At 34.3% G+C, this 24104-nt stretch carries 14 protein-coding genes, 1 tRNA gene and 1 pseudogene; 12 read left to right on the top strand and 4 right to left on the bottom strand.

Annotated elements, in window-relative coordinates:
- The first annotated feature begins 46 nt into the window (after window positions 1-46).
- From ACPWTF_RS14930 to ACPWTF_RS14910, 5 genes are all read left to right on the top strand, one after another.
- A tRNA-Phe gene (locus ACPWTF_RS14930) sits at window positions 47-119 on the top strand.
- A 247-nt stretch (window positions 120-366) separates the two neighbouring features.
- Window positions 367-1194, top strand: coding sequence for a C1 family peptidase (locus ACPWTF_RS14925; RefSeq protein WP_427871859.1), 828 nt, complete (start codon window positions 367-369; stop codon window positions 1192-1194).
- Window positions 1140-1961 carry a hypothetical protein gene (locus tag ACPWTF_RS14920; protein ID WP_427871857.1) on the top strand — a complete coding sequence of 274 codons (822 nt, stop codon included), beginning with the start codon at window positions 1140-1142 and terminating at the stop codon, window positions 1959-1961. Before ACPWTF_RS14925 ends, ACPWTF_RS14920 begins: the two co-directional genes overlap by 55 nt.
- Before the next feature lie 209 nt (window positions 1962-2170).
- The gene (locus tag ACPWTF_RS14915; protein WP_427871856.1) at window positions 2171-3664 is read left to right on the top strand and encodes an MFS transporter; all 1494 of its coding nucleotides are present in this window, start codon (window positions 2171-2173) and stop codon (window positions 3662-3664) included.
- 13 nt (window positions 3665-3677) lie between these two features.
- Window positions 3678-3917 carry a DUF6814 family protein gene (locus ACPWTF_RS14910; protein WP_427871855.1) on the top strand — a complete coding sequence of 80 codons (240 nt, stop codon included), beginning with the start codon at window positions 3678-3680 and terminating at the stop codon, window positions 3915-3917.
- Window positions 3918-4063: 146 nt separating this feature from the next.
- On the opposite strand, the gene ACPWTF_RS14905 is transcribed toward ACPWTF_RS14910, so the two are convergent.
- The 4 genes from ACPWTF_RS14905 to ACPWTF_RS14890 form a co-directional block, all read right to left on the bottom strand.
- Window positions 4064-6934, bottom strand: coding sequence for an alpha-amylase family glycosyl hydrolase (locus tag ACPWTF_RS14905; RefSeq protein WP_427871854.1), 2871 nt, complete (start codon window positions 6932-6934; stop codon window positions 4064-4066).
- Window positions 6935-7017: 83 nt separating this feature from the next.
- Window positions 7018-8118: a SusE domain-containing protein gene (locus ACPWTF_RS14900; protein WP_427871852.1), complete on the bottom strand. Its 1101-nt coding sequence runs from the start codon at window positions 8116-8118 to the stop codon at window positions 7018-7020.
- Between the two features lie 19 nt (window positions 8119-8137).
- Window positions 8138-9742, bottom strand: coding sequence for a RagB/SusD family nutrient uptake outer membrane protein (locus ACPWTF_RS14895; RefSeq protein WP_427871850.1), 1605 nt, complete (start codon window positions 9740-9742; stop codon window positions 8138-8140).
- A 36-nt stretch (window positions 9743-9778) separates the two neighbouring features.
- Entirely contained in the window at window positions 9779-12760 is a 2982-nt protein-coding gene (locus ACPWTF_RS14890; RefSeq protein WP_427871848.1) for a SusC/RagA family TonB-linked outer membrane protein, read from the bottom strand.
- 236 nt (window positions 12761-12996) lie between these two features.
- Here ACPWTF_RS14890 and ACPWTF_RS14885 point away from each other — a divergent pair, with 236 nt between their 5' ends.
- The 7 genes and pseudogenes from ACPWTF_RS14885 to ACPWTF_RS14855 all read left to right on the top strand — a co-directional run bounded on the left by ACPWTF_RS14885 (window position 12997) and on the right by ACPWTF_RS14855 (window position 24038).
- Complete coding sequence (locus tag ACPWTF_RS14885) at window positions 12997-14028, top strand: LacI family DNA-binding transcriptional regulator (RefSeq protein WP_095928151.1); 1032 nt, start codon at window positions 12997-12999, stop codon at window positions 14026-14028.
- Window positions 14029-14202: 174 nt separating this feature from the next.
- The gene (locus ACPWTF_RS14880; protein WP_427871846.1) at window positions 14203-15720 is read left to right on the top strand and encodes an MFS transporter; all 1518 of its coding nucleotides are present in this window, start codon (window positions 14203-14205) and stop codon (window positions 15718-15720) included.
- Entirely contained in the window at window positions 15713-16372 is a 660-nt protein-coding gene (gene pgmB / locus ACPWTF_RS14875; protein ID WP_250834327.1) for a beta-phosphoglucomutase, read from the top strand. The genes ACPWTF_RS14880 and pgmB overlap by 8 nt, the downstream gene beginning before the upstream one ends.
- A gap of 194 nt (window positions 16373-16566) precedes the next feature.
- Window positions 16567-18871 (top strand): annotated as a pseudogene (locus ACPWTF_RS14870) (glycoside hydrolase family 65 protein).
- 28 nt (window positions 18872-18899) lie between these two features.
- Window positions 18900-21014 (top strand): glycoside hydrolase family 97 protein, encoded by a 2115-nt coding sequence (locus ACPWTF_RS14865; protein ID WP_427871844.1) that lies wholly within the window; start codon window positions 18900-18902, stop codon window positions 21012-21014.
- 214 nt (window positions 21015-21228) lie between these two features.
- Window positions 21229-22086 (top strand): hypothetical protein, encoded by an 858-nt coding sequence (locus ACPWTF_RS14860; protein ID WP_427871842.1) that lies wholly within the window; start codon window positions 21229-21231, stop codon window positions 22084-22086.
- Between the two features lie 77 nt (window positions 22087-22163).
- Window positions 22164-24038: a glycoside hydrolase family 13 protein gene (locus tag ACPWTF_RS14855; protein ID WP_427871840.1), complete on the top strand. Its 1875-nt coding sequence runs from the start codon at window positions 22164-22166 to the stop codon at window positions 24036-24038.
- Window positions 24039-24104 lie beyond the last annotated feature (66 nt).

Genomic DNA, 24104 nt, shown 5'->3' with positions numbered 1-24104 from the left:
TTGCACAAACCAAAAATGATTATATATTTGCACCCGCAACAAGCACGGTACCTTAGCTCAGATGGTAGAGCAATGGACTGAAAATCCATGTGTCCCTGGTTCGATCCCTGGAGGTACCACGAAACCCACTCAACAGAGTGGGTTTTTTGTTTTTTATACTTTTCTGTTTTTTTTAACCACAAAGAGCGCTAGGGTTTACGCAAAGGTTCGCAAAGTTATTTTTTAAGCTTTGCGAACCCTTTATGTGTTTTACTATTTACTTTTCTAAAAACGTAACTTATATAATATTTTATTTTTTTGTAAGAAATAAGCTTCTGTTTCAAGTATTTTATTCGTACTATTGCGCTTAAAATTAACATCTAAACCATGAAAAAAAAAATTAAAATCTTAGCCTTAGCACTAGTTAGTGTTTTATTAATTCAATCTTGTCAAAAAGATGAACTTCCTCAAAATGCGGAAAAGAGCAGTCTCATAAATGATGGACTAGCAACTGGATACATCCCATCTACACCTGAGCAACTCGCTCAAGTTAAAGAATTAAAAGCATCTTCGTTTACTAAAAAAGAAGCACTTCCCTCAAAATATGTTCTACCTGAACTACCTGCTGCTTTAAACCAAGGAAATAAGGGTGCTTGCGCTTCTTACTCTATTGCACATGCACTTACTATAATAAATGGCGAATCAAAAATATTGGCTAATGGAAGTCCAAATTACAATGCATATGCAAGTCCTGATTACTTACATGAAAAATATAAAGCTTTTAAAAATAGCTGTGAGAGTGGCGCCCAATTCATCGAAGCTCTTGACGCTTTAAAAACAGAAGGCACAACAAGTTACAGCGACATGGGCTATGTAGCTTGTGGCACACTCCCAACTGTAGCGCAAGTAAATAATGCTAAAAAAAATAGAATAAATGATTACTACAGATTAAAATCTGCTACAGGAAAACCTACATTAGAACAAATTAAGGAACAAATAGCAAATGGCAATCCAGTAATAGTTGGAGTAGCCGTTGATTGGGATTTCACATCTTTTTCACTTAGATTATGGGACATAAACAGCACTTCATATTATGGAGCCCATGGTGTTGTTTTAACAGGATACGACAATGAAAAACAAGCTTTTAGACTTCTAAACTCTTGGGGCCTAACTGGGGCGAAAACGGATATATTTGGGCTACTTACAGAAAAATAGAAAAAGCTTTATATGATGATGTCTATGTACTTCAAAAAGACAATCCGTTAACTCTAACAAAAAATGTAAGCGGAACTGCTGTTACATTCATTAAAGACATAAAAAAACGAGCAGACAATGTAAGTTTTTATCCTACTCAGCAAACGTTCACTAATCAGATGGTTCCCTTTATGAATAATGGCGAACTAAACTGGAATAATAATGTAATACTACCTCTTTACCAACAATATAACAATCCTATGCTATCATTGACCTATTGGACTTCAAATGATGGATTTGATATTAGTGGTGATTATACTATTGAAGTAAGAGTACGATTAGAATCTAACAAATCAACTAGCTATCCTGCCAATGCAACAAAAGGTGTTATGCTAGAATTATGGAATGGAGCTTATGGAGGTAGCAAAAGCAAAACCATAGATTGCTTCATGCCAATAACAGAATCTGATGGATGGGCTTATTTAAATAATGATCTAGGCGAAACTTACAAGTGGGGATCAAATTATATATTTAGCAACTATTATGGCAAATTACCGCTATCTAATGATGTAACAATAAGATTCCGTCTAAAAGATGGGCAATTTGTTATAAACAATATTTCTCCAAGCCCTAAACTACCATCAGGAATCAATCGATTATATACTTTTTATATAAACCTTGTTGGTGTAATAGGCGTAGTGAGTGACGTTAGAGTTTATAGAGGAGATAAACAAATTGGTATCGATACCTTTGACGACCGCGCACCAAAAATGCAGTGGTATGAATAACACTTAAAAAGAAGTATTATTAATTATTTTTCCGAAGCCTGTTTCTATAGAGACAGGCTTTTTACTTATAACATTATTGCAACAAAACCAAAAGTCAACAAATAAATAGTTTTTGTTAAAAAAGTATTAAGTGAATAACGAAATATCTTCTATATTCGTAAAACTGTATTTTTAGAATTCATTCACTAACAAGATCTCAAAGCAGTTTTATGAGCAAAACTTCTACTAAGGGCATTTGGAAAGTAATTTCGGCCTCTTCTATGGGCACCATGATCGAATGGTACGATTTTTACATTTTTGGCAGTCTCGCTGTCGTTATTTCAACTAAATTTTTTCCTAGTGACAATCCGACCGCAGCATTTCTATCTACTTTAGCCACATTTGCTGCCGGATTTGTAGTTCGCCCATTTGGAGCTTTGTTTTTTGGAAGGCTTGGCGATATTATTGGGCGTAAATACACTTTCATGGCTACCTTATTATTAATGGGTGGTTCTACTTTTCTAATTGGCTGTATTCCGAGTTATGAATCCATAGGTTTTTTAGCCCCTTTATTGGTTTTAATTTTACGCCTACTGCAAGGACTTGCTCTTGGAGGTGAATATGGCGGGGCAGCTACGTATGTAGCCGAACACGCTCCAGCGGGAGAAAAAGGATATTGGACTTCTTGGATTCAGACCACTGCTACTGTTGGTTTATTTATTTCGCTAATGGTTATTCTAGCTACTAAAAGCGTACTTTCTCCTGAAGCCTTTGATTTATGGGGATGGCGCGTTCCGTTTTGGGTTTCGATTGCTATGGTTGGCGTTTCGTATTTAATTCGAAAAAACATGGACGAATCTCCAGTTTTCGCGAAAGCTAAAAAAGAAGGAACCACAAGCACAAATCCGTTAAAGGAAAGTTTTGGAAACCGATACAATTTAAAATTTGTCCTTTTGGCTTTGTTCGGCGCTACAATGGGACAAGGTGTTGTTTGGTATACGGGTCAATTCTATGCCATGAGCTTTATGAAAACGGTAATGAATGTTGATTCTTCTCAAGTTGATGAATTGTTAGGAATTGCTCTTTTAATTGGAACTCCATTTTTTATTGTTTTTGGTTGGCTTAGCGACAAAATTGGACGCAAATACATTATGATGTTCGGAATGCTATTGGCAATTTTATCTTACAGACCTATTTATAAAGCCATGTACAACACGACAGACATTAGCCAAAAAACAGAAATCGCAGAAAATCCTAGAGAAACAACCGAAAAGAAAGCTGATGGAAGTTCCGTTACAACCACTCAAAAAAAATATACAGATGGTACAACCGTAATCGAGAAAAAAACGTACATGGAGAAAAAAGATGTGCAAACAAGTGTCTCAATTCAAATAACTCCTAATGATAAATGGACTTTAATTTTTCTGGTTTTTATTCAAGTATTATTTGTGACCATGGTTTATGGTCCGATTGCGGCATTTTTAGTGGAGATGTTTCCAACCAAAATTAGATATACTTCTATGTCACTGCCTTATCATGTCGGAAATGGAATTTTTGGAGGATTGCTCCCTGCTATCTCTACTTACTTTGTATCACACGCCAAAACAGCAGGCAAAGCCGATTTTTATCTGGATGGATTATGGTATCCTATAATTATTGCTGGAATCTGCTTTGTTATTGGGATGATTTATATTGACAACAAAAACAAAATTACTCACCTTTAAAATTTACAAAAAAATGAATGCGATTAAACAAGTTTTAGGGGCGTTATGGATTGCTTTGGCCGCAGCTGCTGCTTATTTTTGCGTGTTTGAATTTGGTTTGCCTAAACTTCTTTCAGACCAACAAGACGATTTAGTATTTGGTGTAATAATCTTATTTATACTTACTCCGCTAATCGTTATGGGATTAGGAACATTTGGATATTATTCTCTAATTGGAGAATATAACGACCATAAAAGAAAAACAAATAAATAATTATAAGCTAAACCACAAAAATAATGTCTCGTGATTTAATTACCTCAAAAGACATTAAAACATCAAAATAAAACATTTGCATAAAAAACTACTTAACAAAAAAAGGCTGTCCATTTCTAGACAGCCCTTTTCATTACTAACCAAACCTAATTTTTAATAAACTTCACTACTCGAACCTTATTATATTCGTCAAACGTTTTTACTAGATATAATCCAGATGCTAAACTGCTTACAGAAAATTGATAATCTGTATTTCCGTTTGTATTAAATGTTTTTACTAATTGTCCTGTAAGAGAATAGATCTCTACTTTTGAAGTTTTGAAACCTAAAGTAAAATAATCGGCAACAGGATTTGGATATAAATTAACTTGGTTTCCTTTTTCGAAATCTTCAATTGCCAAGCTTGCTGTTTTATTACCATAAATTCTATACTCTCCAGCTGGTAAATTAATTGGAGCATTTACATCGGTAACATTTATTGTCGTGTTATCCATCAAATTATACCAAGTTCCTGTATATGGAAAACCGGTTGAAATATTTTGTGACGAAGTATCGAAATTAGCCAGAATCAAAACGTCTTTTAACTGTGCTGAAGTAAGATTTGCATTCGTAATCTTTACATTTAAAGTTAATGTATTGGCGTCTGGAATTATGGCTGTACCTAAAAACACGGGCTCCGTCTTTTTAAGCGTAATCATTTTTGCCCAATTATTATAAATCTTATTACGATTTGAATTTCCTAGCCAATTATTTACCCATTGAGGCTGTGGCTTTGTATCTAATTTACAATCTCCACCAACAGCATCAAAATCAGTATTAACAGAATCATCATTGCAGGTAAAAATAGAATTCTCCCAACCTAGTTCACCAAAATGCCAAATCATTTTTGGCCATGGAATTAATAAAGAAACGGCTCCAATGGCAGACATTCTTGACAAAGCTGTATTTAATGTTTTTACATTATAACTTCCGTTTGAAGCTCCGTATTGCACATTTTTATACATTAAACGTTCTTCGTCATGGCTTTCTGCATACCCCATTAAACGATTGGCAGCAAATCCGCGGTTTGCACTATTCATTCTAAAAATATTACTTTCAGAAGCGTATCCCATTGACAATTGATTGTACTCTTTTGTCATTTTTCCCCACATCATCACTCCTTTACTTGGTGTTTCAGAAATTTTATAATCTGCCCATTGTTTTTCTTCGGCGTCACTTCCTAAATGCTCAAAAATGGTATAATGAGTTGGATCTAAACTCCAAGAATAATCGGCATATTTTTTTAAAATATCTACCCTATCTTGCTGATAACCATCGGTACATGCATTATCTGCAGCCGTACAAGCTTGAGTAAATCCTTTGGTTAAATCCCATCGAAATCCATCAATTTTATACTCTTCAATCCATTGTTTAATTACTCTTTCTACATAATATTGCGTTTTAGCCGACTGATGATTAAAGTCCTCACCTACACTATAAGTATGTTTTGCCAAGGTATTAAAATATGGATTTTCTACTGTTGGCGATCCAAAACCATCTCCGTCAGGATCATTCATCCACATTCTCACCATCGGATTTCTTCCAAAAGCGTGATTTAGGGCAACATCTAAAATTACTGCGATCTCATTTTGATGACACAAATCAATAAACTCTTTTAGCTTATCCGAAGTTCCATAAAACTTATCTAAAGCCATATGAAAAGAAGTATTGTAACCCCAGCTTTCATTGCCTTCAAATTCCATTACCGGCATTAGCTGAATAGCATTTATTTTAAGGTTTTTAAAATAATCTATCTTATCTATTAAACTTTGAAAATTGCGAGAAGCATCAAAATCACGAACCAAAACTTCGTAAACCACCAGTTTTTCTTTTTCTGGTTTTACAAAGTTTGTAACCTGCCAGTTGTATGGAGTCTGTCCTGTTTTAAGAACGGTAACTTCAAATTGTTGGCCTGTTGGGTAAACTGGTAAATTTGGATAGGAAGATGCTGGAATCCAAGGATCATCATAAGGAGATAAAACCAAAGTTGAGTAAGGATCTGCTGTTTTTACTATAGATGGTGAATTAGCCAGCGGCGAAGCATCTACAACCCAATATTGAAAAGTATTATTTACACCTGAAACCAATCCAGTCAATTCTAACCAAAACTTTCCCGAAATAGGATCTTTTTTCATGGCATACGCCGATGTAGGCAGCCAGTTATTGAAACTTCCGGCAACGTAAACAAAATCTTTTGATGGCGCATCAAGAACTAATGTTGCTTTTGAAACATCACTAGAATAATTAATTCCATCAACCAAACCTGTTGGCATTGCTTCAGAAACTGTATTCGGATTTACAACAACCGAAAACTTCTTTATAATGGTAACTCCTGCTTGAGTGACACTCAATTCATACATCTGATTGCTTGTAACATTTGTATGAGAATAGGAATAGCTTGCTGTATTTGCATTCGCATTTATAACTACTCCATTTGCTTTTAAAGAATAATTTGCTGCTCCATTTGTATTTGTTGCAACAATATTAAAATTTGATCCCGATGCTAAAATTACAGCACTATTTTCGATTGGCGAAGTGAGATTTACCTGAAAAGCTCCTACTTCAACAACGGCATCTTGAGATTGTTTTGATCCAGATCCATCTTTTGCTTTAACCAAAAAACCTATTCTACCTATTCCGTTTCTACCAAAATATACAGCAGGTATAAATGTTTTGGTATACGTATCGGTTCCTGCGTTGTATGTAAATCTGCTGGCTTCGTTTGAAGCAGTCCAAGATCCGTTTGAAGGAGAATCTGCTTGATTTGCATCATTAACATCATAAGACCATGACCAAAGATATAAGGCATTGTCTGTAATTCCCCAAGCGCCTTCATTAACACTTGTTCCTGCAATTGAAATAGTTATGGAAGTGGTATCTTCAAAAGTGGGCGGATTTATTGAAAAACTAACCGTTTGCTGTTGGGCAAAAGCAGTTAGCGCCATCAATAAAAATATTGATAGTAAAGTTTTTTTCATAATCATTGTGGTTATTTGATTAGTAAGTTTGATTAAAAAAGGGCTATCTGAGATAGCCCTTTTTCAGTTATTAACTGAAGTTTTTATTGATTAGGAATCATTACATAACTTCCGTCTAAATCATTAAAATAAATAAGATATTTAGATTTTGCAACCGGTATGTTTTCACCGTTTCCTCCACCTGCAAAGGCAGTAGTTCCTCCCCATGAAACATCCCAAGCGTCATTTGCTCTAAACTTCATTCCTCCATCATTTAGAGGAGTTACACCTAAAGTCCAAACATGCGCATTAAAAGTTGATTTTACCATTGGTGTTGATGCATCCCATCCTTTAGCAGTTACATCTCCAATAATACCTACAGTGCTGTATGTTGGTGCTGTCGCTCCTGCTGCATATGGCTCTAAAGTGTACGTTAACTTCTCAACATCCATCTTAAATTTGTAGTAACCATCAGAAGGGACTTCTATACTTGCAGGATTTGCATCACCATCTGTTGCTCTATAGATAAGAGAACCGTCTTTGCCTCCATACATTGGAGCCCAATTACCTAAATTTTTAATAGTTTTGAATACACCTTTTTTAAAGTATCCTGTAAATACATATTCATTAGCGTTTTTAGCGCTTCTAAACAAGATTTGATTTCCTTTATTATTGTCCCAACCTGAAACAGTTGCATCTCCAACTAAGTACCAATCAACAAAGTTATAATCTAACTTACCTACGTAAGGAGTTACAGTAATTGAAACTATACCTTTTGAAACTTGAACAAAACCTCCAGAAACATTAGCAGTAATTTTCACATCATACTGAGCCGCTTCTTCTGGTTTTCCTCCTAAATCAATTGCTGCTTGATTTAACTCTTTACCTAGAACAGAAACCTCAGTAAGACTGTTTGTAGTACTCTGCAATGTTTTTGCAGCAGTAAAATCTCCGCCTTTCTTATCAATAAGCAATGTATACTTTATTGCTACATCTGAAGAATATTGTGCAGCCGACCAAGTAAATTTAGCCACTTCGTCTGATGCTTTTTCAACATCAAGAACATAATTTTGACCTGTTGTTGGCGCTGTAATTTCTGGAGCTCCAGCAACATTCAGTACTGGTCTTTCGTCTACAGAGTCCGCATTACACGACACCAATAGCACACCAATAAATGCGATTAAAATTTTATATATATTTTTCATTTTACAGTTCTATTAGATATTAGTACCCAGGATTTTGTTTCAATGTAGGGTTCGCCTGAATTGTCTTAGAAGGAATCGGCATTAAGTCTCTATATGAATCTGTTGCCATACCATTCATTACGCCACCTTTCCATTGCCAGATTTTGCTTCCTCCTGTAAATTTTCCAAAACGAATCAAATCTGTTCTTCTGTGGCACTCCCAGAATAACTCTCTACCTCTTTCTGCCAAAAGAAAATCAAGGGTTAAATTTGCACTAGATATTGTAGTTGCTCCTGCTCTTGTTCTAATTTGGTTAACATAATCTACAGCAGTTGCCAAATTACCTGTAGTTGCACCACGTACAACAGCTTCAGCATACATTAAATAAGCATCAGAAACTCTGAATACTGGAAAATCAGTATCTGGAATATCAGTTCTTTGAGCTGGTGAACCATCCGATTTTTTATTAATATATTTAGTTACAGCATAACCATCTGTAAATGTTGAAATATTAGTAATATCTAAAGCTTGTCCATCAGTATGGAATGTTCCTCTTTTATCTCCAGTAGCAGTTGCATCAGGAAAAAGAGCTACGAATTCTTTACGAGTTCTAGTACCGAACCAACCCCCGTCCATTCCTCTTGAAGCAGCATCTATACTTCCTCCAATAGCAGCGTGAATAATAAAACTCATTCCTCCACCAGTTGCTCTAATTGCATTTCCATCACTTATGATTGGGAAAATAAATTCGTTTTGAGCACCATTTGTATTGTTATCTGCAGAGAATAGGTAAGCATAAGGAACGTTTGCAAATGTATATCCTGAATTAATGATTTCAGAACATAAAGTTGCTACGTCATTGTTTCTTTCTGTTCCTGTATATACCTTAGAGTTCAAATAAATTTGAGCTAATAAAAATTTAGCTGCTACTTTATCAACTCTACCGTATTCATTTGATCTAGCATTTGCTAAACTATTATCTAAATCTTTTAATTCAGACTCTACAAAAGCAAAAACTTCTGCTCTAGATTTTTGTACTGGATAAAAGAATCCAACAGGATCTGCTTCTGTTGTAATTGGCACATTACCAAATAAATCCATTAAGTTTACATAAGAATAAGCTCTTAAGAAACGTGCTTCTGCTCTAAAAGTTGCAATTTCAGCTTTTAGATTGGCATCAACACCTCTTGCTTCTAATTTCTCATCTGTAGTTTGTCTTAAAAATTCATTTGCCAAACTGATATGGTAAGATGCTCTAGAATAAGTTCCGTATAAAAACTCATTTACAGGAGACCATGTTTGTGTGTTTAATGTTGGCAAAGCACCATCAGCCCAAGCAATAACAGCCTCATCAGTAGGTAATTCCTGCGTTACAAAAAGCAAACGCAAGTAACTGCTGAAATCCCCGCTAAGACCAGCAATATCCGCTTGTCCGTCACCATCATTTCCTCCTACATAAAGTCCTGCGTATAATTTTGCTAAAACCTGCTTGTAAGATGCTGGATCTTCAAAAAAAGTTTCCGATAAAAATTCATCATCATCTTTTGGTGTCACGTTTAAATCGTCAGTACACGAAGTAAGCGTCATACTTATTCCTAAAATAAATAGGAAGAAATAAGATATATATTTAAATGATATTTTCATTTTGTATGTTTTAAAATTTTGTTTTTCAATGTACTATTAGAAACTTGCATTTACTCCAAACAAGAATGTTCTTGCTCTCGGATAAACGTTACCATCGATTCCGTTGAATTTCTCCGGATCTAATCCATCATATTTTGTAAGTACAAAAACATTTTGAACACCTGCTGAGAATCTTAAAGAAGCAGCTTTCAATAAAGCTTTATCCAAAGTATAACCAACTGTTACGTTATCTAATTTGATGAAAGAAGCATCTTTTACATAGTAATTAGATAAATAACGTTGAGTTCCATTATCTTCATAAGTAAATCCAGTATTTAAATAATCTGAACTTACGTTTGATAAGTCTGTTTGTCTTCTTAAACCTGCATCTGAATATCCCATGTTAGAATTTACGTTATCAAAAATGTAATTTCCTAAACTTGCTCTCCAGTTCATTGTAAAATCAAACTTTTTGTAGTTTAAAGTTGAGAATAAACCGAAAGTATAATCTGCTGTTGGTTTTTTATATCTGTAACGATCATTTCCATCAATTTTACCATCTCCATTTCTGTCAACATAAGCTCCAGCGATAGGTTTTTTGTTTGCATCATACAATTGCTCGTATACGAAGAATGAATTTGGAGCAGATCCAACTGTATTAATCAAAACTTTATTTCCGTTTCCTCCTTTAATATTATCTCCTACTTCATAACCTTGGAAACCTTCAACAGTCTGACCTAAACTTTCAATTTTTTGGTCTAAATAAGTAGCATTAACCGCTACGTTCCAAGTTAAATCATCTTTTTTGATGATATCTGACTGAAGGCTGAATTCAACCCCTTTAGTTCTTAAATCACCAATATTATTAAATCCTTGGTTTCTCAAGTTAGCACCATCTGGCACCAATACATCAGCTAATAAGTCAGATGATTTTTTATCAAAATAGTTAATAGATCCAGTGATTCTATCTTTTAAGAATCCAAAATCAACTCCGATATTCATCTCAGCCAATTCTTCCCATTTGATATTTTGGTTATATCCTTCTGGTCTAGCTGTTCTGTAAACAACACCATTAAATATATATTGAGTATTAACAGTACCAAGTGTAACTCTTCTTAAATAGTCATACTGAGCAGAAATATCTTGCTGACCTGTAGTACCGTAACCAACTCTTAATTTCAAACTAGAAAGTGTTTCGTTATCTTTTAAGAAAGACTCTTCAGCAATATTCCATGCAAAAGCACCTCCCATAAAGTTACCCCATCTGTTTTCTTCAGAGAAACGAGAAGTTCCGTCTCTTCTGTAATTTAAAGTCAATAAATATTTACTGTCCCAACCTAAGTTTACACGACCAAAATAGGATTGTAAATTGATGTCTGGATCAGTAATAACATCCTCATTTCTACTTTCTGCTGGCTGAGTTAAAGCTCCAGATTGGTATTTTTCTTTTTGGAATAACTGATAATTGTAACCAGCAGTAGCATCCAATTTAAGTTTTCCTAAATTTTTGCTGTAAACAAAATAAGCATTTAAGTTTTTGTTTTGAAGATCATCAGTATACGTATCATAGTTTCCTAAATTCACCCAGTTTCCTGAACTGAATGGATTTGGCTGATATCCTAAAGCACTTTCTGTACTTTGTCTGTTGTATCCGCTACTGTCAAATCTATCGATACCAGCTTCAGCAACAAATCTTAAATCTTCAAAGAAGTGGAATTTATAATCCAAGCTGATGTTACCCCATTTTCTAGTAGATTTAGATCTTTTGTCTTCTTGATTTAATCTTGCAACTGGGTTTTTAGCAGGTAATAATGCTAAGTTTCCGTTTGGTTCCAACCATTCGAAATATCCTCCGTAACGAGAACCCGCTTGGTAAGGAGATTGTGTTGGATCGAAGCTAATTGCAGAACCAATAACTGCATCTTCATCTTGAAATTGATTTTTGCTGAAAGATAAGTTTCCGCTAATATCAATTTTTAAGTGATTATCAAACAATACTGGATTTAACGATATCGATGTCGTTGTTCTTTCAAAAGAAGTGTTTCTTAAGATTCCTGGATTATCAACATTACCAACAGATAAACGCACTGGTAATTTATTGAATAAAGCACCGCTTACAGAGATATTATTATTTGTTGTTAAAGCAGTATGGAAAATTTCATCTTGCCAGTTTGTATTTGCAGTACCCATTAATGCTTTTTGAGCATCAGATCCTTTTGTGTTTACAAAATTTCTGAACTGATCTGCATTTAAAACATCAACTGTATTAGCCACTGTATTGATACCAACTTGAGAGCTGAAGTTCACTTTTACACCACCTTTAGTTCCTTTTTTAGTTGTAATTACGATTACACCATTTGCTGCACGTGAACCATAAATAGCTGCTGCAGAAGCATCTTTAAGAACTGTAAATGACTCAATATCATTTGGGTCAATTGTAGACAATATACTTGTAGCACCACTTGGAACAGCGTTGCTTAAAGGAAGTCCATCTAAAATAATCAATGGGTCGTTTGAAGCACTTAATGAAGATCCTCCACGAATTCTAATATCTGCTTTTGCTCCTGGAGCACCTCCTCCAACAACATTTACACCAGCAATACGCCCACCAATCAAAGATTCTGGAGTAACGTTGATACCTTTATTAAATTCTTTGGCAGAAATTTGAGAAACAGACCCTGTTGCGTCTTTTTTCTTAACAGTTCCGTAACCCACTTGCACTACAACTTCTTGTAATTGATTGGTATCTTCTTCTAAAGATACTGGCAAGTTTTTTTGACCATTAAAGACAATAGTCGTTGTTTTATATCCAATAAATGAAACTAAAATCTTGTCTCCATTTTTTAAATTTGGCAATTGGAATTTACCATCAAAATCTGTAGAGGTACCAACTGCGGAACCTTGTACATTTACATTTACTCCTGGTATAGGCTGACCTGTGGCATGATCAGTTACTACCCCACTTAAAGTACTCTGAGCTAGTACTGTAAACGGAAGCAAAAGGAATAAAAATAACAACTTTTTGTAAATTGTTTTCATACTTTTTGTTTAAATTAGTTTTGAGTTTTTGACTGTTAGTTAAGTTTTTAATTTTACTTCGAATTCCAAAATTATGAATTTATTAACATGCTCAACCAGAGACAATTTTTATTGCTTTACGAAAACGTGGTAGTGTTGAAAACTTTCTATTTTTTGTAATCTTTTAGCGTTAAAATTGCAAATACCAAAAATATTGCACACCTTTATTATTAATTAGATTTTTTTCAATTAACTCCATGAAACGTAAAATAACCCTCAAACAGATTGCAAAAGAGCTTGACGTGTCCATATCAACTGTCTCAAAATCACTTAGAAACAGTCTAGAAATTGGTGAAGAAACACGATTAAAAGTGCAGGCTTTTGCGAAGTTTTACAACTACAAGCCAAACAATATTGCCCTTAGTTTAAAGAACCGAAAAACCAAGAGTATCGGGATTATTATTCCCGAAATCGTACACTACTTTTTCTCTACTGTCATCAATGGAGTAGAACAAGTTGCAAACGAATACGGATACAGCGTAGTTATCTGTGTATCAGATGATTCTTTTGACAAAGAAGTTCTAAATATGGAGATGTTAGCCAACGGAAGTATCGATGGTTTTATCATGTCTCTTTCTAAAGAAACACAATTTAAAGGCGACTTTCATCATATTACCGAAGTGATCAATCAAGGAATGCCTGTCGTAATGTTTGATCGCGTTACAAATGATATATTATGCGATAAAGTAATTATTGATGATAAATCTGCAGCCTATGAAGCAGTTCAAAGTTTAATTGACAATGGCCGCAAGAAGATCGCTCTCGTAACTACAGTCGATTATGTAAGTGTTGGAAAACTGAGAACCGATGGTTACGAAAAAGCATTATTAGACAATGGATTGCCTTTTAATGAAGATTTAATCATAAAAATTGAAGATGTAGAAACTTGCGAAATAACCATTAGTCAGCTTTTGCATGAAAGAGCTTTCGACGCCGTTTTTGCTGTAAATGAGCTTTTTGCCGTAACAATTATCAAAACAGCAAATAAAATGGGGTTAAAAGTTCCAGAAGATTTAGCTGTAATTGCATTTACTGACGGAATCATTTCAAAATACTCAACTCCAACAATTACAACCGTTAGCCAAAGCGGAGAAAAAATGGGCAACAAAGCAGCGAAAATGCTTATTGAAAGACTTGAAGCAGAAGAAGATGACGACGAAGAACATACCGAAAATTACACCACAGAAGTTATAGAAACTCACTTAATAAAAAGAGAATCTACTGACTAAAAAACTTAAAATCAACACTTTCTAAAGCCATAAAAAATATTTATGGCTTTTTTATTAGCATAAATAAAAAAATAATTTATAATTTTACGCCCGTCAAGGCTTTTAGTTTTACTTCGAAAAGAACAAAGTTTTGATAAGCAAGGCGCTTATCGTATAATTTTTCAAATTACGATAATGGAAAAGCGTAAATTAAGTTTCTGGGAAATTTGGAACATGAGTTTCGGTTTCTTAGGAATACAATTTGGTTTTGCACTGCAAAACGCAAATACTTCAAGAATTTTTGAAACCCTTGGTGCTAAAATAGATGAAATCCCAATTTTGTGGATTGCTGCGCCTGTTTCAGGTTTAATTATTCAGCCCGTTATTGGTTATTTCAGCGATAGAACTTGGACTCGTTTAGGGAGACGACGCCCCTATTTTTTAATTGGCGCGATTTTATCATCGATGGCTTTGTTCGTAATGCCGAACTCTCCAACTTTATGGATTGCTGCAGGAACTTTATGGATAATGGATGCATCGATCAACGTTTCAATGGAACCTTTCCGTGCTTTCGTAGGCGATAATTTACCCGACCATCAGCGTGCCTTGGGCTTTGTTATGCAGAGTTTCTTTATTGGTACCGGTGCCGTTGTTGGTTCTGTTCTGCCCTATCTTTTCACAAATGTTTTTGATGTCAGCAATGTTGCGCCAAAAGGAATTATTCCAGATGCGGTAAAATGGTCATTTTATATTGGTGGAATCGTTTTTCTGCTTTCCGTTTTATGGACCGTTTTTAAATCAACCGAATATACGCCTGAAGAACTTCATGCTTTTGAAGCTAACAGCAAAAAAGACTCAGAAGGCATATCAAATTCTGAAACAGAATCTGGCGTTTCTACAAAAAAACAATTGCTTTTAGGATTATTGTTTGCTGGTATCGGAGCATTAATTTCATTTTTAATTTTCGAAAACAGCCTGGCAAAAGAACTTTACATTCTATTTATTGGTCTAATTTTCATGGGTGTTTTATTTTTAATTGCATCGCAATTACGAACAAAAAAAGTTCAGAATGGTTTTACCATAATCATGACCGATTTATTGAATATGCCAAAAACAATGCAAAAATTAGCTTGGGTTCAATTTTTCTCTTGGTTTGCGCTTTTCTCCATGTGGATTTATACGACTCAAGCAGTCACGCAACATATTTTTGGAACTACAGACACAACTTCGAAAACCTACAATGATGCCGCCGACTGGGTTTCGGTATTGTTTACAGTTTACAACGGTATCGCCGCAGCAGTTGCTTTCTTATTACCAGTTATTGCAAAAAAAGTAGGCGTTAGAGCAACACACTTATTGGCTTTATGCGCTGGAGGTGTTGGTTTAATTTCAATTTATTTTATTGGTGACAAACAAATGCTTATCCTTCCAATGCTGGGAGTTGGTATTGCATGGGCGAGTATTTTATCAATGCCTTATGCCATGTTATCTGGTGCTTTGCCAGCTGCAAAAATGGGTTATTATATGGGAGTTTTTAACTTTTTCGTAGTAATTCCGCAAATCGTAGCCGCTACGATATTAGGATTCGTAATCAAACAATTCTTCCATAATGAACCTATTTACGCTCTAATAATTGGAGGTGTATCAATGATTTTCGCAGGATTATTGACTCTTAGAGTAAATAGCAAAACTAAAATTGAAATCCATGAATAATAAAAAAGCATTCATCTTCGATCTTGACGGCGTGATCGTTGATACCGCTAAATACCACTTTTTGGCTTGGCAAAAAATTGCTCAGTCGTTAAATATAAATTTTACGCATGAAGACAACGAACTTTTAAAAGGTGTAAGCCGAGTTCGTTCGTTGGATATTATACTTGGATTAGGAAATGTTCAGGCTTCGCAAGAAGACAAAGACAAATGGTTAATTCAAAAAAACGAAGATTATTTATCTTATTTAGTTGACATGGATGAAAGTGAGGTTCTTCCAGGAGTTTTAAAAATTCTAAAACTATTAAAAGAGAAAAATCAGGGTATTGCATTGGGTTCTGCCAGCAAAAATGCAAGACCAATTTTAGAAAAAACTGGAGTTCTATCTTACTTCGATGTTATTGTTGACGGAAATGACGTTACCAATGCAAAACCAGACCCGGAAGTTTTCTTAAAAGCGGCTCAATTATTACATATTGATCCAAAAAATTCAATCGTATTTGAAGATTCTGTTGCCGGAATTCAGGCAGCAAACATCGCAGAAATGGTAAGTGTTGGAATTGGTGAGGAAACAATTTTACATGAAGCTGATCATATTTTTAAAGATTTTACCCAAATCGAAACAAGCTTTATTAACGATTTAATTAGTCAATGAGAAAATTTGATAATTAGATAATTTCTAAAATGAGAATTATTTAATGATCAAATCGACAAATTATTTCACTTAAAAAAAAACGTAGAACAACCAAGCAGTTCAAAAGGTAAAAAAAGCGTCAAAAAAATAATTATCTAATTATCAAATTGACACATTTTCTAATTCCTAAAATTGCCACATTATCTAATTTAAAAATGAATCAAGATTATATAAAACCAGACAATTGGTCCATAATAGAAGAAGGATTTGATGTCGAAAGAGTAAAATCGTCTGAAAGTCTTTTTAGTATCGGAAACGGTGCTATGGGGCAGCGTGCGAATTTTGAAGAAGCATATTCTGGCGAAACATTCCAGGGAAGTTATATCGCAGGGATTTATTATCCAGATAAAACAAAAGTGGGCTGGTGGAAAAACGGTTATCCGAAATATTTCGCCAAAGTACTAAATGCGCCAAACTGGATTGGAATTGATATTGAAATCAACGAAGAAAACCTTGATTTACACAATTGTACCGAAGTTAAAAATTTCCGCAGAGAATTGAATATGAAAGAAGGATGGTACAATCGTTCTTTTGAAGCTGTTCTTAAAAACGGAACTGAGATTGCGGTAAATATTCGTCGTTTTCTTTCCTTAGATTTAGACGAAGCTGGAGTGATCAAATACGATATTACACCTTTAAATAAAGACGCAAAAATCGTTTACAAACCGTATATCGATGCTGGTGTAACCAATGAAGATGCCAACTGGGAAGAAAAATTCTGGGAACCTTTGGAAGTTAAAAAAGGTACAAATGAAGCTTTTGTAACGGCTCAAACTTTCAAAACGCATTTTAAAGTAACGACTTTTATGCACAATACGATTTTGGCAAATGGAGAAAACATCAATGTTTCGCCATCAACAATCGATTCAACTGTAGATAAAGTTCAGTACACTTACGGTACTATTATCGCAAAAGGACAAACCTCAACAATCCAAAAAATTGGAGGTTATACGGTTTCTTTAAACCACGAAAACACTTTGGCTGGAGCCGAAAAAGTAATCAAATCTGCCGTTGCCTTAGGATATGATACTTTGCTTCAAAATCAAATTGAGGCTTGGGCAAAAGTTTGGGAAATGTCAGATATTACTATTGAAGGTGATGTAAAAGCGCAACAGGGAATTCGTTTTAATATTTTCCAATTAAACCAAACGTATTCAGGAAAAGATTCTCGTTTAAATATTGGTCCAAAAGGATTTACAGGAGAAAAATACGGCGGATCTACTTATTGGGATACTGAAGCATATTGCATTCCGTTTTACATGGCGACAAAAGATCAGCAGGTTGCAAGAAACTTGTTGACATACCGTTACAACCAATTAGACAAAGCAATTGAAAATGCTAAGGATAATTTAGGTTTCAAAAACGGTGCAGCGTTGTATCCAATGGTAACCATGAATGGCGAAGAATGCCACAACGAATGGGAAATCACACACGAAGAAATCCATAGAAATGGTGCGATTGCTTTTGCAATTTACAACTATAATCGTTACACGGGAGATTACTCTTATATTCCAGAAAAAGGTTTAGAAGTTTTAATTGGTATTGCACGTTTCTGGCACCAAAGAGCTTCTTTCTCAAAAGATAAAAATCAGTATGTGATTTTAGGAGTTACAGGTCCGAAATGAATACGAAAACAACATCAACAATAATTTCTACACCAATTATATTGCTAAATGGTGTATTGATTTTGCTGCTGAACAAATTGAAAAAGTAGCTTCAGAATATCCAGCAGATCACAAAAGAGTAATGGAAAAAGTTAATCTTTCATCTGAAGAAATCAAAGAATGGAAAAAAGTGGCAGACGACATGTACTTTCCTATTTCAAAAGAACTTGGAATCTACTTACAGCAAGATGGTTTCTTAGACAAAGATTTAGTTCCGGTAAAAGATTTAGATCGTTCACAGCGTCCAATTAATCAAAAATGGTCTTGGGATCGTGTGTTGCGTTCACCTTACATCAAACAAGCCGACGTTTTACAAGGTTTTTATTTCTTCGAAGATCATTTTTCTAAAGAAGAATTAAAACGCAATTTTGAGTTCTACGAATCATTTACGGTTCATGAAAGTTCACTTTCGCCTTGCGTGCACTCGATTCAAGCTGCAGCTTTAGATAAAATGGACATGGCATATACATTTTATTTAAGAACTTCTCGTCTTGATTTGGATGATTATAATAAAGAAGTGGAAGAAGGTTGCCACATCACGTCAATGGCCGGTACATGGATGAGTATCGTGGAAGGCTTTGGAGGAATGCGTGTTAAAAATGACCAGCTTCATTTCTCACCAAAAATTCCAAAAGAATGGAAGGGATATTCTTTTAAAATTAATTTCAGAAATCAAATTTTAAAAGTAGCTGTAAATCATAACGAAACAACATTTACTGTAGATGGCGATCAAGATTTAACAATTATCGTTAATGGAAAACCTGAAATTGCAAGTAAATTTGTACAAATAAATTAAATTACAATACACTAAAAATCTAAAAAACATGAAAAACTTATTTTTCGCAAGTTTAATTTTGTTTGCGTTTAGCACGGTTGCAAAAGCGCAGCAATTAAAATCACCCGAAGGCAAGTTCGTAATGGAATTTTCTCTTCAAAACGACGGAACTCCAACGTACAACTTAAAATACAAAAACAAAGAAGTTGTAAAAACTAGTAAATTAGGTCTTGAACTAAAAGATGACAAAAAATCTTTATTGAATGACTTTACAATTGCTGATACGAAAACTTCCACTTTTGACGAAACTTGGAAACCGGTTTGGGGAGAAGTAGATCACATTAGAAATCATTATAATGAGTTAGCGGTTACTTTAAACCAAAAAGGAACAGACAGACAAATCATAATTCGTTTCCGTTTATTCGAGGATGGACTTGGATTTAGATATGAATTCCCAGCACAAAAGAATCTTACTTATTTTGTAATTAAAGAAGAAAGATCTCAATTTGCTATGACTGGAGATCATACTGCTTTCTGGATTCCAGGAGATTATGATACTCAGGAATACGATTACACAAAATCGAAACTATCTGAAATTAGAGGATTATCTGAAAAAGCATACACAGCAAACGTTTCACAAAAATCTTTTTCTCCAACAGGAGTTCAGACTTCTTTGATGTTAAAAACAAATGAAGGAATCTACATCAACTTACACGAAGCGGCTTTAATTGACTATTCTTGTATGCACTTGAATTTAGATGATAAAAACATGACTTTCACCTCTTGGTTAACTCCAGATGCAAAAGGAGACAAAGGTCACATGCAGGCGCCAAATCACTCTCCTTGGAGAACGATTATCGTGAGCGATGATGCTAGAGAAATCTTAGCTTCAAAAATGACTTATAACTTAAACGATCCATCAAAAATTGACAATACCTCTTGGATTAAACCAGTAAAATACGTTGGTGTTTGGTGGGAAATGATTACAGGAAAAAGCTCTTGGTCTTACACAAATGATTACCCAACAGTTCAATTGGGTGTTACTGATTTCGCAAAAGCAAAACCAAACGGAACGCACGGAGCAAACAATGCTAATGTGAAAAAATACATTGATTTTGCTGCACAACATGGTTTCGACGCTGTTTTGGTTGAAGGCTGGAACGAAGGCTGGGAAGACTGGTTTGGACATTCTAAAGATTATGTTTTTGATTTCTTGACGCCATACCCAGATTTTGATGTAAAAGGTCTGCATGAATATGCAAAATCTAAAGGTGTAAAAATCATCATGCACCACGAAACTTCAGGTTCTGTTCGTAACTACGAGCGCCACATGGATGCTGCTTACAAATTCATGAATGATAATGGATATGATGCTGTAAAAAGCGGTTACGTAGGTGATATTTTACCAAGAGGTGAAAATCACTACAGCCAATGGATTGTAAACCACTACCAATACGCTATCGAAAAAGCGGCAGATTACAAAATTATGGTGAACGCTCACGAAGCAGTTCGTCCAACCGGAATTGCAAGAACGTATCCTAACTTAATTGGAAATGAAGCCGCAAGAGGAACAGAATATCAAGCTTTTGGAGGTTCTAAACCAAATCACGTAACTGTTTTACCATTTACACGTTTAATTGGTGAACCAATGGATTACACTCCGGGAATCTTCGAAATGGATATCAGCAAAATGAATCCTGAAAACAAATCTCATGTAAATAGTACAATTTGTAATCAATTAGCTTTATACGTAACAATGTATAGTCCTTTACAAATGGCTGCTGATACTCCAGAAAACTACAACCGTTTTCCAGATGCATTCCAATTCATTAAAGATGTGGCAGTAGACTGGTCAGAAAGTAAATATATTGAAGCTGAACCGGGAGATTTTATCACAGTTGCACGTAAAGCAAAAGGAACAAACAACTGGTTTGTTGGAAACGTAAACGGAGAAACTCCTCGTACATCAAACATCGATTTCAGCTTCCTTGAAAAAGGTAAAAAGTATACAGCTACAATTTACGCTGATGCAAAAGATGCGCATTACAAAACGAATCCGCAAGCTTATACAATCAAGAAAATTGCTGTAACGAATAAATCAAAATTATCTCAGTTTTCTGCTCCGGGAGGAGGTTATGCGATAAGCATTATTGAAACTAAATAATTTTAATTAACCATATAAGAAATGTAAGTCCATTTTAAATAGAAATCTCCCCAGTTTTTGTCTTAAATGTTCTTACATTTCTTATATGGTTTAAATTCCTTTTTAAGGGCCTTTACTTTAAAAAATAAGAAAAAACTTATTCATTTGTCTTTTTAGTTAAATTTGCTCAAAATTTCGAAAACCGAAATTCTATGATTAAAAATAATTAATATAAATGAAAAATATTACAGGTTTTTTTTTGACTCTTTTGCTGATTTCATGTCATCACAAAAATGAAAAAATCACTAAAACAAATACTGAAAGTAAGACATTCAATTCGTTAAATAGAATTGATACAAAAAAAAATGAAGAAGACAGCGTTACTATAGATACAACTCTTTTTTCTGTTTATAATTTATCAAAAAAAACAATAGCAATTGTAGCAAATTTAGAGTATGAAGGAGGTGATTATAGCGGAAATGAGTTTGATAAAATTTTTAATCAGGTAGATGCAAAAGATTCTTTATATAATGTTTTAATCGACGACCGTAATAAAGTTCGAAATTTTGAATACTATGATACTTTAGGAACTTTCAAACTCATAAGAAGTAATACATTAGAACTTGAGGTTAAAAAAATTGTAGACAAGAGTTACTACGTTTATGGTACAAAAGGATTTTCAAAAATCACAATAAATAAAGTGGTTTGTGCACTAAATACCTGTAGAACAAATTTTATTGCTTTTCCAATTGAAAAATTTGACACCGCTAAAAATGGAAAAGCGATTTTTTGCTCTAAACAATTACTAAAAATAAACTATCAAAAAAGTTATTCTGATATTGAAAGAAAGATTCGTCAATACGAGGAAAAAGAAAGCAAAAACTATGATTATAAAGATGAAATCAAACCCAAAGTATTTGCTAACATTGGAGATTACTATTTTACCTATAATGATGATTTTCAATGGGGAATGTATCCTGAAAAGTCTAAATGTGATTTTCCTGGAAGAACCATATACATTGTAAAAAAGGATAAACCTATAAAAAAATTCTGGGTCGATGGCTTAGATTTATTTGGAATCCCTTGTGATTAAAAAAAATTAGCAGAGAATTCATTTTTAAAACTATTACCTATTCACTACTGCTTCAAAAATCAATAAAAACATAAATTATGAAAAACCACAAAACATATCTTATAAACCATTCGATTTATAAATTAATCCTATTGGTATTGTTGTTTTCCGCTTCCGCGAAAGCGCAAATTCAAAAAGTAGAACCACCGTTTTGGTACGCAGGAATGAAAAATTCGGAACTGCAGATTATGTTCTACGGAAAAAACATTTCACAGTATGAAGCTTCGGTTTCAAACAATGTTGTAATTAAAAATGTAGAAAAAACAGAAAACCCGAACTATCTTTTCGTGACAATCGATACAAAAGACGTAAAAGCTTCTGAATTGGTTTTCTCTTTCAAAAACAATAATAAAATTGCCTTTAAACAAAAATATGCTCTAAAAGAAAGAAGAGCAAATTCGGCAGACAGAAAGAGTTACGACGCATCTGATTTGATGTACTTAATCATGCCAGATCGTTTTGCTAACGGAAATCCTAAAAATGACAGCGACGCTTCTTTAACTGAAAAAGGAAACCGTCAAGATCCAAGCGGACGTCACGGTGGAGATATTGAAGGAATTATTAAAAACTTAGATTATATTTCGTCTCTTGGTGCAACTACAATTTGGAGTACGCCTTTATGCGAAGACAACGACAAACAGCATTCGTATCATACTTACGGACAATCTGATGTTTACAAAATTGATCCTCGTTACGGAACAAATGATGATTATGCTCGTCTATCGGCAGAAATGCACAAAAAGAACATGAAACTGGTTATGGATTATGTTACCAATCACTGGGGAATTACGCACTGGATGATGAAAGATATTCCAACTAAAACATGGTTCAATCAATTTGAAACTTTTACACAAACGCACCACAGACGTGAAGTAATTACAGATATTCATGCTTCAAAAATAGACCAAGAAGTTTGTGTAGACGGATGGTTCGTTCCTTCAATGCCAGATTTGAATTTAAGAAATCCTTTAGTTGCAAAATACTTAACTCAAAATGCCATTTGGTGGATTGAATTTGCAAATCTTGATGGTTTCAGAGTAGATACTTATAACTACTCAGATAAAACGGCAATGGCAAATTGGGCAAAATCTATTACAGATGAATATCCTAATTTTAATATCGTAGGTGAAATCTGGATGCACAATCAAGCAAATTTAGCTTTTTGGCAAAAAGACAGTAAAATTGGTGCTATTGAAAACTACAATTCAAACCTTCCATCTGTAATGGATTTTACGCTTCAAAGTCAGATTACTTCTGCTTTCAACGAAAATGAACCAAGCTGGGACAATGGATTGATAAAATTCTACAACAATTTTGCAATGGATTTTTTATATCCAAACACGAATAACATTTTGGTTTTTGCAGAAAATCACGATACAGATCGTATGAATGAAAAATTCAAATATGATTTACCAAAATACAAACTGGCAATGACTTTATTGGCAACAGTTCGTGGAATTCCGCAAATCTATTACGGATCAGAAATCGGAATGGGCGGAGATAAAGGCAAAGGCGGAGATGCCGATATTCGTCAGGATTTTCCAGGCGGATGGGCTGGAGACAAAAACAATGCTTTCATCAAAGAAGGAAGAACTGCAGAACAAGCAGCTTACTTTGATTTCAGTGCGAAATTATTCAACTGGAGAAAAACAAACGAAGCGGTTCATTTCGGAAAAATGAAGCATTATATTCCAGAAAACAACACTTATGTATATTTCAGATATACTGATAATAAAACGGTTATGGTAGTTTTCAATAACAATGCAAAAGAACAGGTTGTAAAAACAAACCGTTTTAAAGAAAGCATCAAAAACTACAAATCAGGAAAAGATGTTATTTCAGGAAAAACATTCGATTTAGCTTCTGAAATTACTTTAGAACCAAAATCAGCTTTGGTTTTAGAATTGGAATAATTTTAAACACACAGCATATAACGTAGAGACGCACTGCAGTGCGTCTACGCAAAGTTTTTCCGCCAC

It is taken from the genome of Flavobacterium sp. MMS24-S5 (genome assembly GCF_050320125.1).
GTDB lineage: Bacteria > Bacteroidota > Bacteroidia > Flavobacteriales > Flavobacteriaceae > Flavobacterium > Flavobacterium tyrosinilyticum.
Note: the sequence above shows the minus strand (reverse complement) of the source record. Positions and strands in the feature narration are given on the sequence as shown.